We start from the raw sequence: 13,931 nt of genomic DNA, 5'->3' as shown, positions 1-13,931 counted from the left end.
AAAATATGACGCACAGTATCCGATATCTGTATTATAAACATATATACGCCGCCGGCCTGCTGGCGATGATATTGTTATGTACTACACAGCGGGCCGCCGCCCGGCAATCCCAATTACCGGGGCTGTTACAGGAACTGTCTGTTCAGCAGGACAGTATTGACCGTATTAATACCCTTGGCAAGATTGGGGCATTATATATGATGATTAACCTCGACAGCAGCTTTACCTATGCCATCAGGGAATATGAAATGGCAGAAAAATATCAATACAAAAAAGGATTGGCAGATGCCTTTGATGTAATGAGCTTCTGTTATGCCCTGAGAACAGATTTTAATATTGCCGGTATTTATGGCTACAGGGCACTGCAGCTTCACAAAGCTGTGGCCGACAGCGCCCGTATCGCCAAAACGCTTAGCAACCTGTATCTCTATTACCGGAATATGGGGCGACCGGAAGATGCCAACAATTATTTCTATGAGGCCTTTCATATGGCGGCCAGGCTGCCGGCGTCGCAGGACTCTGTTTATAGCATACTGCTGGTGAATTACGCCATGCGTTTTTACAGGGATACCACCCGTAAGGACTCCGTACTATGGGCGCTGAGAACTGCAGCAGATATCAGCCGGAAGTATCCTTACAGCCGGCTGCCGCTTTATATCGATGCCTATGCCGCTGATACATTGGTAGTACAGGGAAGGGGGAAAGAGGCAGAAGCGAGGATCAATCAACTGGCGGAGGCGGCGCTGAAAAGGGGATTGACCTATGTGGCAATGGATATTTATAACCGCCTGGAAGATTATAACCGGCTGGGGTACCGTACGGATTCAACCCGCTACCGGGAGCTGTCTTATGAGCTGGCAAAAAAAGCCGGTTGTATTGAGCTGAACCTGCCCACCCTCGCAGGGTTATACGACTACTACCGACAACAGCGGAATACAGCGAAAACAGGCTACTACAGCAGGGAAATAATGCGGCTGGCCGCACAGTACCGCTACCAGCAGGAAAAGGACCAGGTGAATTACATCGCTTTCTTTTTGAAGGAACAGTCGCTGCAACAACTGGCCCGTAACAACCAGCGGCAGCAGCAGGAGCTGGAACAGGTGCGGCTGCGCAGAAAACAAAGCCAGTTTATTATAGCAGGGCTGTTCATTATTGTGATCCTGTTATTCATCCTGCTTTACAGCCGGCACCGGCAATACCTGGCCTGGAAAAGACAGGAGCAGGCATTATCCGACAGCTATACCGGCGTTGCCCTTAAAAATATAGCCCTGCGGGCAAATGATGAGTTCAAGAATAAGCTGATCAGTATTATTACCAACGATTTCCGTGAGCCGTTACAATATATCTCCTCCGCAGCGCTGCAACTGCGCAACCAGGACGCAAGCCAGGCGGAAATGACGGCTCTGGTCAGGGAAATAGCAGCCGTATCAGGTAATACGCTGAGCATATTTGATAACATTTTAAAATGGATCCGTATGCAGTTATCGGGATTTGCCTACCAGGGAAAGCCTTGTTTGCTGGATGATACTGTTGATCATACGTTGAAGCAAATGGCATCCGCCATAAAAGAAAAAGGCCTGGTGGTGGTGAACCTGCTGCCTGCCGACTGTTGGGTAATGGCCGATCCTGAGATGCTCAGGGGGGCCCAGCTCCACCTGTTGCGGCTTTCCGTACAATATGCACAACCAGGCAGCCTGCTGGTATTATCGGCCTGGAATAAAGACGGGAGGGTGTATGTCCGCATTATTGCGGACACCGGCGCCGGTGCCGGTGATATCCTGCAACGCCTCTCCGGCTGGCAGCAGGATATGCACGCCCTTAGTTTTGCTATTACGCGCGACTTTTTAGATAAGATGAAGGGCGGCCTGCAGGCAACGGCCAGTGAAGGGAGGTACCTGGTGTTCACCGCCATGCTGGAGGAGGTTAAAAATACAAACGGATAACAGCTGCGGATGATCGCTGCTGTTATCCGTTTTAATATTGAGCAGTATATTATTTACCGGATTTATCCCCGTCGTACGCCCATTTAATATAGTTGGCGCCCCAGGTAAATCCTCCGCCAAAAGCAGCCATCATCACGTTATCTCCTTTTTTCAGGAACTTTTCATAATCCCACAGGCATAAAGGAATGGTACCTGCAGTAGTGTTACCATAACGGTGAATATTCATCATTACCTTTTCGTCGGGCACATTGATGTACTGGGAAGTAGCGGCAATGATACGTTTGTTTGCCTGGTGAGGGACCAGCCACGAAATATCTTCTGCAGTAAGGTTATTACGTTCCATTACATCCTTCGCAGCCTCCGCCATGTTGGAAACGGCATATTTAAACACCATTTTACCTTCCTGGTATACGTAGTGCTCACGGTTATTTACTGTTTCAATGGTAGCAGGTTTTACAGATCCGCCGGCTTTCATGTGCAGGTATTCGCGGCCATGACCATCACTTTTCAGGATGCTGTCTATTAAGCCAAAGCCTTCAGTATCCGGTTCCAGCAGTACGCCGCCGGCGCCATCTCCAAAAATGATACAGGTGGTTCTGTCGGTATAGTCAATGATGGAGCTCATTTTGTCGGCTCCGATAACCATTACTTTGGAGTAACGGCCACTTTCAATGAACCGTGCACCGGTTTCCAGGGCATATAAAAAACCGGAGCAGGCAGCGCTGATATCAAAGCCAAAGGCATTTTTTGCGCCAATTTTATCGGTTACCACGTTGGCGGTAGCCGGGAAAGTCATGTCAGGGGTTACAGTGGCCACAATCAGCAGGTCAATTTCTTCCGGGGAAATTCCTCTTTTATTGCAGATTTCCAGTGCTACGGGAACACACAGATCAGAGGTGCCTTTCCCTTCTCCCTTCAATATCCTTCTCTCCGAGATGCCCGTCCGGGTTATTATCCAGTCGTTGGTTGTATCTACTAATTTCTCTAATTCCTGGTTGGTTAGCACGTAATCGGGAACATATCCACCCACCGCTGTAATAGCGGCCGTTATTTTATTCATATAAACTAAATATGTGTTTAAAACGAGGCGTAAAAATACGATATAAACGTATATTTCCTAAAAAAGTCGCATATGACAAATATTAGGGATTGTCAATCCATTAAAAGTTAGCATCTTTGCCCCAGTTTTCCCGAATACATTATTAATCAATTTCCAAAAGTTTAATAAATTTACTGAACCTTACGTCGTCGTATGATTGCTTATCTGAATGGAAAATTAGCCTATAAGTCGCCTGCTCTTGTTCATGTGGATGTGAATGGAATCGGTTATGAAGTACAGATCAGCCTCAACACATATTCCCGGATACAGAATATGGAGAGTTGCAAACTGTTAACCTTCCTGCAGATTAAAGAGGATGCACACACGTTGTATGGCTTTTTTGAAGAGGCGGAAAGAAGCCTTTTCCTCCTGCTGATCAGTGTTTCCGGGGTAGGCGCCAGCACTGCGCGCATGATGTTGTCTTCCCTTCAGCCGGAAGACGTGCAACGTGCTATCATGATGGAAAACGAGAAAATGCTCGAAAGCGTCAAGGGAATCGGTGCGAAAACAGCCAAAAGAATAATTCTGGAGCTCAAAGATAAGCTGACGAAACACAAGGATACCGGTATACATTTATCTGCAAGTGTGAACAATACAATCCACGAAGATGCGTTAAATGCTCTGATAACTCTGGGAATAGCCCGGAATATGGCAGAATCGTCGATCCAGAAAGTCCTGAAAAATGAGCCGCTATTGCAAAATTTGGAAGAACTGATAAAGAAGGCTCTGAAAACGTTATAAAAGAAGTAAATAAAATCCTCTATAAAAACCTATTTTTCTTGGCAAGAAAGACATACTATGGTGCATTTGTGGTGATAACAATTGTATCCTTTATCATTGTTGATACTGCCGCTAGGGATCGTTCTGGGAATCTGAAATTATTGAGAAGTAGATGGCATCCGGATACCACCATTACTCCTCAAACCAAAATCGATACTACCGGGAAAAAAGATACCTTGAAATACCCCCTTCAAGACAGACGCGGCCCCAAAATAACGGATCAGGGGTCAGGGAACGCTATTGACCTCAAGGACCCCTCGAATATCAACAAGTCAGTAGAATACGACCCGGTTACCAAACAATATACCGTCACGGAGAAAATAGGGAACCAGTACTACCGGAACCCTACCTATATGAACTTCGACGAGTTCTATAAGCTGCAATCCAGACAAAGTGAACAGGACTACTGGCAGAAAAGGGCCAGCGCTCTCGGTAACCTGAACCAGCGCGCCAACGGGCCTGCGCTGTACAACGGCAACAACCTGTTCGACCGTATCTTCGGCGGCAGCAAAGTAGATATCCGCCCCCAGGGTAGCCTGGAGCTTACCTTCGGATACCAGGGCCAGAATATCAAGAACCCCGTACTGGTAGAACAAGCCAGGAAAAATGGCGGTTTCAATTTCGATATGGGCATCAATATGAACGTAGTAGGTAAGATCGGGGATAAACTGAAACTTATCACCAATTATAAGACCGAGTCGCAGTTCGACTTTGAAAACCAGGTTAAACTGGAATACACCGGCTACAATGATGAAATTATCAAGAAAATTGAAGCGGGTAATGTAAGCTTTCCCCTGCGCAGCACCCTCATTTCCGGTATCCAGTCGCTCTTTGGGGTGAAAACCCAGCTGCAGTTTGGCCGCTTAACTGTTACAAGTGTGCTCTCTAACCAGAAATCACAGAAACAGAACCTCATGCTCAAAGGCGGTACCCAGGTACAGGACTATAACCTCAGGGCCGATGAATATGAAGATAACCGGCACTTCCTGCTGGCGCAATACTTCCGCGACAACTTTAACACCGCCATGTCTAACCTGCCGGTAATTAAATCGCTGGTCAATATCACCAGGCTGGAAGTATGGGTAACCAATAAAACCGGGGCCACCACCCAAACCCGCGATATCGTTGGTTTGATGGACCTGGCGGAACAAAACCCCTACAATAAGAGAGACATCAATGTACTCACCAGCTCCAAGCTGCCGGACAGGGGAACCAACGACCTCTATTCAAAACTGATCAGCGACCCGGCCAGCCGGAACACCGGAACAGTGGTGAGCCGCCTCCTGAATATAGGCCTGCAGCCGGTATCAGAGTTTGAGAAAACATTTGCCCGTAAGCTCGATTCCACCGAATACATTTATAACCGCCAGCTGGGCTTCATCTCCCTTAACCAACAATTACAACCGGATGAAGTACTGGCCGTAGCCTACCAGTATACCTACAACGGAAGGGTATACCAGGTGGGTGAGTTTTCCCAGGATGTACCCCCGGATCAGAACAACAGCGCCAACCAGCCGGTTTTGTTCCTCAAATTGCTTAAAGCCACTTCCGCCCGTCCCACCCTCCCGGTATGGGACCTGATGATGAAAAATATTTACGCCACCGGCGCCTTCCAGGTAAATAAGGAAGACTTCCGCATGGATGTATATTATAAAGATCCCGGCGCCGAAGGACGCCCTCCCAGCGATAAACGGTATATCCCCGATGCCAAAGGCAACTACGCCGGCGCACCGATCATCACCATCCTCAACCTCGACCGCCTCAACAACCAGCTGGACCCACAGCCGGATGGCGTGTTCGATTACGTGGAAGGCTATACGATCAATTCCCTTACCGGTAAGATCATGTTCCCCGTACTGGAACCATTCGCAGACGGATTGAAAAAAGCCTTTAACGGCGATGCCGCCCTGGAAAAACAATATCTCTATAATGTATTATACGACTCCATTAAAGTAGTAGCGCAGCAGTTCCCGCAGCTGAACCGGTATGTGATCAGGGGATCCTACAAATCGGCCAGCAGCTCCGAAATCAATCTCGGCTCCGGTACCACCATCCCGCCGGGATCAGTAGTGGTAACCGCCGGCGGCCAGCAGCTCCGCGAAAATGTGGACTATATCATCGACTATAACCTCGGCAGGCTGAAAATCATCAATGGGGGAGTGCTCAACTCCGGCGTACCTATCAATGTGCAGTTTGAAAATAACTCCCTCTTCGGACAACAGGTCCGTAACTATTTTGGTACCCGGCTGGATTATCTCGTGAACGATAAACTGAGCCTGGGCGGTACTGTAGTGCGCATGAGCGAAAGACCATATTACCAGAAAGTGAATTATGGAGAAGACCCTATTAAAAACACCATGGTGGGCCTGGATGCGAACTATGCCTCCGAATGGAAAGGTCTTAACCGCTTCCTGGATAAATTGCCCAACTATACCAGCACCTCTCCCTCCAATATCCTGTTCACCGGTGAAGTAGCCCGCCTGTTCCCGGGTCACAGTAAACTGGTGAATGAGCCGGGCAGCAGGAGCGGTACCGCTTACATCGACGACTTCGAAGGCGTGAAAAGCGGTTATGACCTGAAGTTCCCTGCTACCAGCTGGGCACTCGCCTCCACGCCAAAAGGCGCTACCGACGCTAATGGCAGGGTGATGTTCCCCGAAGCAGAATTGAATAATATACTGGATTATGGAAAGAACAGGGCAAAACTGGCCTGGTATATTATTGAGCCCACCCTCCAGTTGCCCAAATCACCGAACCTGCCGGCAGGCATTTCTGTGGATGATCAGTCGGACCCCCGGGTAAGGCTGGTATACCAGAAAGAAGTATTTAAAAACAGGTCTACCGACTTCGGACAAAGCCAGCTGAGTACCCTCGATCTGGCTTACTATCCAACAGAAAGAGGTCCTTATAACTTTACCAATACGCCTATAGCTATGGACAACAACGGCCATCTGAGCCGTCCACAGGGTAAATGGGGCGGTATTATGAGGGCCATCGATAATAGCGACTTTGAAACAGCCAATATAGAATACATCGAATTCTGGATACAGGATCCTTTTATCAAACAGCCTAACAGCACCGGCGGTTCCCTGTATTTCAACCTGGGTAACGTATCGGAAGATATCCTCAAAGACTCCAAAAAATTCTTTGAAAACGGGATGCCCGATCCTAACCGGGACCCAAATAAGATCGATTCTTCCAAATGGGGACGTGTACCCAAGTTCCAGCAGCAGATCACCCAGGCATTTGACAATGATCCGAATATCCGCAACTACCAGGACGTTGGATACGACGGTTTAAAATCGCAGGATGAAGCGGCCTTCTTCAAAGGCTATATGGATACGCTGCGTCAGAACTTTGGCGGAAGCCCGGTATATAATCGCGCCGTTCAGGATCCGGCGAATGATGATTATAAACACTACCGCGACCCGGTATATAATGGTCTGAACATCCTGCAGCGTTATAAGAACTACAGCAACCCGGAAGGCAACTCCCCCGTATCTGATCCGAAATCACAGTTCTCTTCCGCAGCTACCAATATCCCCGAATCGGAAGACCTGAACAGGGATAATACCATGAACGAAACGGAAGAGTATTTCCAGTACCGGGTGGATCTAAAACCCAATATGGCGGTAGGCTCCAACTTCATTGTAGATAAAATAGAAGCGGATGTAACGTTGCCCAATAACCAGAAAACAACCGAAACCTGGTACCAGTTCAAAGTGCCGCTGAACCAGTACAACACCAAAATTGGTAACATACCGGATTTCAAATCCATCCGTTTCATGCGTATGTTCCTCACCAATTTCAGCGATTCCATCGTAGTGCGTTTTGGTAAACTGGAACTGGTGCGCAACCAATGGCGCCGTTACCTGTATGAACTGCGCCCCGGCGATCCTATCCCGCTGGATAATACCACTACCTTTAATTCATCTGCTGTAAATATTGAAGAAAACTCTTCCCGTACACCTATTCCATATGTGTTGCCTCCGGGAGTAGTTCGCCAGAATACCATCAGCACCAACAATACTACCCTGCAGCTGAATGAACAATCCCTGTCTGTTCAGCTCTGCAACCTGCAGGACGGCGAAATGCGCGCCATGTACAAAACACTGAATATGGATCTGCGCCAGTACAAAAAACTGCAGATGTTCATTCACGCGGAAGCAGTAGGTACCGCCACCTCGCTGAAAGACGGGCAGATACAGGCAGTGATCCGTATTGGTAGCGACTTTGTAAGCAACTACTACGAATACCGCATTCCGCTGAAAGTAACAGACTGGAATGGTCCGAAAACAGCGCTCGATATCTGGCCTGAGCGCAACAACCTCGATCTCCTGATGTCGCAGCTCAGCACCCTGAAACAGCAACGCAATATGTGCGATTCCTGTTCACCGCTGCTGCCTTACCCTGCCAACCCGGTAGCCGACCAGTACGGAAACTTTATGACGGTAGTAGGTAACCCCAGCCTGGGTGATGCCCGTACCATGATGATAGGTATCCAGAATCCCAAAGATGACGGACAACCCCGCTGCGCGGAAGTATGGCTGGATGAACTGCGCCTTACCGATTTTGATGAAAAAGGCGGGTACGCCGCATTGGCAAGGGTAGATGTACAACTGTCAGACCTGGGGTCCATTTCCATTTCCGGTAACATGCATACGGCCGGTTTCGGAAATATTGACCAGCGTGTAAACGAACGGTTCAGGGATAATTTCCTGCAATACGATGCAGCCGCCAATCTCGACCTGGGTAAACTGCTGCCAAAGAAAGCAGGGATCTCTATTCCCGTATACGCCGGCTACTCGCAATCGGCCAGTAACCCGGAATATGATCCTTACGACCTGGATATAAAACTGAAAGATAAAATTGCCCTCGCCAGGAGCCGACGGGAGAAGGATTCTATCCGGCGTGATGCGCAGGATTTCACTTCCATCAAAAGCCTGAACTTTACCAACGTCCGGAAACTCAACCTGGGCGGTGGTGGAAAACGGCACCTGTGGGATATAGAAAACTTTGACATCAGCTATTCCTTCTCACAGATCCTGCGCCATAACCCCATCATTCAAAGCGATGTGCTCACCAAGCACAGGGGAGGCCTGGGATACAATTTCGCCGGCCAGCCGCATTACCTGGAGCCGTTTAAAAAACTGATCAAAAGTAAAACGCATTGGCTCGACCTCATACGCGACTTCAATATTAACTATGTACCTTCTATCCTGAGCTTCAGGGCAGACGTTTCCCGGCAGTTTGGCGCTACCCGCGTGCGCAACGTAGGCGGCGATGTGAAATACCAGCTCCCGGAAACCTATAACAAGTACTTTACGTTCGACCGCTACTATACTGTTAAATGGGATCTGACACGAAGCATCAACTTTGAGTTCAATGCGGTGAATAATGCCCGTATCGATGAGCCCAACGGGCGTATCGATAACTCGGCGAAAAAAGATACGGTACGCCGTAACTTCTTCAAAGGAGGGCGTAATACCAATTACATGCACAATGCCAACTTCACGTACACATTGCCTACGGCGAAGTTCCCGGCGCTAAGCTGGACCAACATCGCGTTTGGCTACAGTACGGAATACCGCTGGACAGGCGCTTCCCAGCTGGCTTTGTATCTCGGTAACGCTATCGAAAACTCCCAGCAGAAAACACTGACGGCAGAATTCAAATTCGTAGAGCTGTATAATAAATCGAAATTCCTACGCGATGTAAATGCCAGGAAGCCGCAAAACAATAATCAAAACAATAACAATAACAATAAAAACGGCAACCAGCAGAACCAGAACCAGACCGCTTCTTCCGATGAAATTTCACCTTGGTTGAAAGGATTGCTGAAACCATTGATGATGCTGAAAAGGATAGGGTTCAACTTCAATGAGAACGCCGGTACCCGTTTACCTGGTTATATAGACAGTACCAGGATCATTGGTATGAACTGGGCCACCATGGCGCCGGGCCTGAACTTTGTATTCGGCTACCAGCCAGACCGGAAATGGTTCGACAAGTTTGCACAGAAAGGGCTCATTACACCGGATACCTTATTTAACATCCAGGCCCAGCAACAATTTACACAACGTTGGGATTTACAGGCCCAGCTGGAACCAATAAATGACCTGCGCATCGATCTGACCATGACCAAGTCGTTTACCAAAACACATACGGAACTGTTCAAAAATCTCACAGATCCAGTGGACTTCCAGCACCTGAGCCCATATGATGCCGGTGGTTTTGAAATTACTTATATCGCCATCAAAACTATGTTTGGTAAGATCAATACTTCGGATGGTATTTCACAAACTTTCCGCAACTTTGAATCGTACCGTAACGCCATTTCAAAACGGTTGGGCGCAGCGAATCCTTATAATAAAGATCCGGGCATTCCAAGCGGCGATCCTAAAGATCCAACTTACGCATACGGTTATACCCGGTATGCACAGGATGTGCTGATACCAGCCTTCCTGGCGGCATACACAGGTACCAGCCCCGATAAGGTGTCGCTGCTGAAACAGGGTAACGATAATGTGAGAAGCAATCCTTTCAGCAATTATATTCCAAAACCGAACTGGAGCCTCACTTATAACGGGTTAACCAAGCTGGAGCCATTCCGCTCTTTCCTGACCAATTTTACTATCAGGCACGCCTATACGGGAACGCTGAGTATGAGCTCTTATAATACTTCCATGTATTTTGAAGATCCGCGGCTCACAGGCTACCCGGCGTTCAGGGATACCATATCCGGAAACTATTACCCATATTTTATGGTGCCCAACCTTACGCTCACAGAGTCCTTCTCCCCGTTACTGGGAGTAGACCTTACTTTTGTAAACAGCCTCAATGCCAGGGTGGAATTCAGGAAGAGCCGATCTCTCAGTTTGAGCCTTATCGATTACCAGCTCACAGAAGTGCGCTCCAGTGAGATCATTATCGGCGCAGGCTACCGCGTAAGAGGCCTTCAGCTCCCATTCTCCTTCAGCAGGAATGGTGGCAAAAAGCTGCAGAACGATATGAACTTCAGGCTGGACCTCAGTTTCCGGGACGATAAAACAGCCAATAACCGCCTGGATGCCGACCTGGCCATTCCAACCAGCGGTCAGAAGGTAGTGGGTATCTCCCCGTCTATCGATTACGTAGTGAATAACCGGTTAAACCTGAAATTCTTCTACGACCGCAGGCAAACCATACCGGTAATCTCCACGGCATACCCGATTACCAGCACCAGTGGCGGTATTACCTTCAGGTTTGTACTGTCGCAATAGCAGCCGGATATATATAAACGGATTTATAGTTAGATGGACAACGGCGTGAATTGTCCCGTTTGTCTAACTATAAATCCGTTTTTTCATAACCGGGGATTGATAATTATTTACTAGGTTTGCGGCGTGAAAGGGTTTGGGATCATATGCATATTTCTGGGTCTGCTGTTACAAAACTTCAGCAGGAGCGTGATCTTCGTGCAGTTTAAAATGAACCAGTCCTATATCGCCGGCGTTCTTTGTGAAAATAAGAACAAACCTGAAATGCACTGTAACGGTCGCTGTCATCTTAAAAAGGAACTCGACAGGGATGCGCAGCAGGATAAAAATACCAACAGCGGGAAAGATAAATATGAGGTGATGTTTGTAGAAACGTTACAATCTTTCCACACTACGCCCCCGGTTGATCAACCCGTTTTTAACGCATACTATAAGGCGCCCCGCCTTCATTCGCTGGCCCTGTCCGTCTTCCACCCGCCCCAACTGGTAGTAGCCTGATTTTTGAACCTTAACTACCTGACTAATCCTGTTTGCTATCAGCGAACAGTATAACGACGTACATACATGAAACAATGTTGTTTACTCCTCATTGCATGCATGGCTGTGGCAAACAGTTATGCACAGCAGATACATGGGCGCGTGGCAGATGCTCAAACCAAAGAAGCCCTGCCAGGTGTAAATGTAAGGCTGTTACATACCGCTACCGGGCGTAATACCAATACACAGGGGAAATATGAATTAACTGTTGCTGAAGCAGATTCCATAGAAATATCATATGTAGGATATGTTCCTATACAGCTGCCCGTTGATGCAGCGGCAAAAACGCCGGTGATTTACCTGCGGCAGAGCACTACCAGTCTGAATGAGATCATCGTTTCTTCTTCGCGCGATAAGCAGCAGCGCTCAGAAGCGCCAATAGCCATCAGCACCATTTCCGCCCAAACACTGAGCGAAACCAAAGCCACTACACTGGATAGGGTACTGAATAAAGTGAGCGGCGTATACATGGTAGATCTGGGCAACGAACAGCATACCATGGCCATCCGCCAGCCTATTGGTTATAAAAGCCTTTTTCTTTACCTGGAAGATGGTATTCCTATCAGAACTATCGGCGACTTTAATCATAATGCACTGATCGAAATCAATATGGCTGCATTAAAATCCGTGGAGGTGATCCGCGGGCCTGCTTCCTCATTATATGGCAGTGAAGCGGTAGGCGGCGCCGTTAACTTTATTACAGCTTCTCCCACATTGGTGCCTACTGCCAGAATTCAACTGGAAGGTAGCAACTGGGGATACAAAAGAACAGACTTCAGCGTATCCAATACAGTAAAGAAGGCAGGCTTCGTACTGAGTGGTTACTATGCCAACCAGGCCAATAGCTATATGGACCACAGCGATTTTCATAAACTGGCGCTCACCGCAAAAGTGGAATACCAGGTGAATGAAAAGAATAAATGGACCAACGCTGCTACACTGATCAATTATAAAACAGACCAGACTGGTGGGCTCGACAGCACTCATTTCTTTGCAAAAGATTACCGCAACTTTCAAACATTTACCTATCGTGAAGTAAAAGCATTGCGGTTGCGCAGCACGCTGGATCATGAATGGGATGCTGGTAACCATACTACTTTTACTGCCTTCTTCCGTAATAATACTATCGGGCAAAATCCCTTCTATGCTATCAAAGACATAAGAGGTACTCTGAAAGCAAACGGGCAAATCAACAGCGATGGCTTCAACAGTTATGGCATTATAGCACAGCACAAAAAACAGTTCAGCTGGAAACAGGCAGCGCTCATTGCCGGTATAAGCGCGGATTATAGTCCTGCTACCTATATCGCTAACTATATAGATATTACGAAAGATGCTGCCGGTTATTACACCAGTTATCGTAACACTGATTCCCTGCTCACCGATTACCGCGTTGGACTACTGAACAGTGCCGTGTACACACAGTTTGAATTTTCACCGTTGCCGGAAATGAGGGTAGTAGCAGCTTTACGTTACGATCGGATGGATTATAATTTTGAAAATCATCTCACGCCTTCTGCATATACCGGCGCACCCAGTGAACGGAATAACTTTAATGCCCTGACACCTAAGCTGGGGCTTACTTATAACCTCGGTAAAGATCGTGGGTTGTATGCAAATTATAGTGTTGGGTTTGCGCCGCCTAATATCTCAGAATTGTATACAGGGGTAAAAGTGCCGGTGCTGAAATCTGCTACTTACCGGAACTATGAAGCCGGCGGCTGGTTTGCATTTGCAAAGGAGAAAGGATATGCAGATCTGAGTATTTACCGCATGAACGGCAGTAACGAAATTATCAGTGTAAGAAATGCCGATGGCGTGTACGAAAACCGGAATACCGGCGCTACCACCCACAGCGGCGTTGAATGGAATATTAAATATACGCCGCTTCGAAGTGTATTTGTACGCACCAGCGGCACTTATGCAGCGCATCTTTTTAAAGCCTATTCAGATGGAAGCAAAGTATATAACAACAACCAGATGAGCGGTGCGCCTAAATGGATCACTAATACCGAGATCACCTGGAAACCTGTATTCCTGGATGGTTTCAGGATAGGCGCCGAATGGCAGCATATCAGCAGATACTATATGGATCCTGCCAACACTTCCATATACAATGGATACGATTTGTTTAACGCCAGGGCAGGTTACAGCTATAAAGGATTTGAATGCTGGCTCAACTGCATGAATGTGGGAGATCAGCTGTATGCCACCACTGCAGAGAAATCTGCCTATGGCAAAACGTACAGGGTTGGCCCGCGTCAGACTTTTAACCTGGGCGTGGCCTATACATTTACCGGAAAAAAATAAGCA

General features: G+C 47.7%; 6 protein-coding genes. 5 read left to right on the top strand and 1 reads right to left on the bottom strand.

Features of this window, described 5'->3' with window-relative positions:
- The first annotated feature begins 5 nt into the window (after window positions 1-5).
- A complete protein-coding gene (locus FN124_RS05320; protein WP_142683721.1) occupies window positions 6-1,943 on the top strand; it encodes a sensor histidine kinase in 1,938 nt (645 codons plus the stop codon).
- Window positions 1,944-1,992: 49 nt separating this feature from the next.
- Here the strand turns inward: FN124_RS05320 and FN124_RS05315 are convergent, their stop codons facing one another.
- Window positions 1,993-3,003, bottom strand: coding sequence for a beta-ketoacyl-ACP synthase III (locus FN124_RS05315; RefSeq protein ID WP_142683720.1), 1,011 nt, complete (start codon window positions 3,001-3,003; stop codon window positions 1,993-1,995).
- 192 nt (window positions 3,004-3,195) lie between these two features.
- On the opposite strand from FN124_RS05315, the gene ruvA reads away from it, so the two are divergent.
- From ruvA to FN124_RS05295, 4 genes are all read left to right on the top strand, one after another.
- Window positions 3,196-3,783, top strand: a complete 588-nt coding sequence (gene ruvA / locus FN124_RS05310; RefSeq protein ID WP_142683719.1) for a Holliday junction branch migration protein RuvA — start codon at window positions 3,196-3,198, stop codon at window positions 3,781-3,783.
- A gap of 140 nt (window positions 3,784-3,923) precedes the next feature.
- Window positions 3,924-11,084: a T9SS outer membrane translocon Sov/SprA gene (sov, locus tag FN124_RS05305; RefSeq protein ID WP_260607336.1), complete on the top strand. Its 7,161-nt coding sequence runs from the start codon at window positions 3,924-3,926 to the stop codon at window positions 11,082-11,084.
- Between the two features lie 186 nt (window positions 11,085-11,270).
- Entirely contained in the window at window positions 11,271-11,579 is a 309-nt protein-coding gene (locus FN124_RS05300) for a hypothetical protein (RefSeq protein WP_142683717.1), read from the top strand.
- A 66-nt stretch (window positions 11,580-11,645) separates the two neighbouring features.
- Entirely contained in the window at window positions 11,646-13,928 is a 2,283-nt protein-coding gene (locus tag FN124_RS05295; RefSeq protein ID WP_142683716.1) for a TonB-dependent receptor, read from the top strand.
- The last annotated feature ends 3 nt before the right edge of the window (window positions 13,929-13,931 follow it).

The sequence above is a fragment of the Chitinophaga polysaccharea genome (genome assembly GCF_902150045.1).
In the GTDB taxonomy this organism is placed as follows: Bacteria; Bacteroidota; Bacteroidia; order Chitinophagales; family Chitinophagaceae; genus Chitinophaga; species Chitinophaga polysaccharea_A.
Note: the sequence above shows the minus strand (reverse complement) of the source record. Positions and strands in the feature narration are given on the sequence as shown.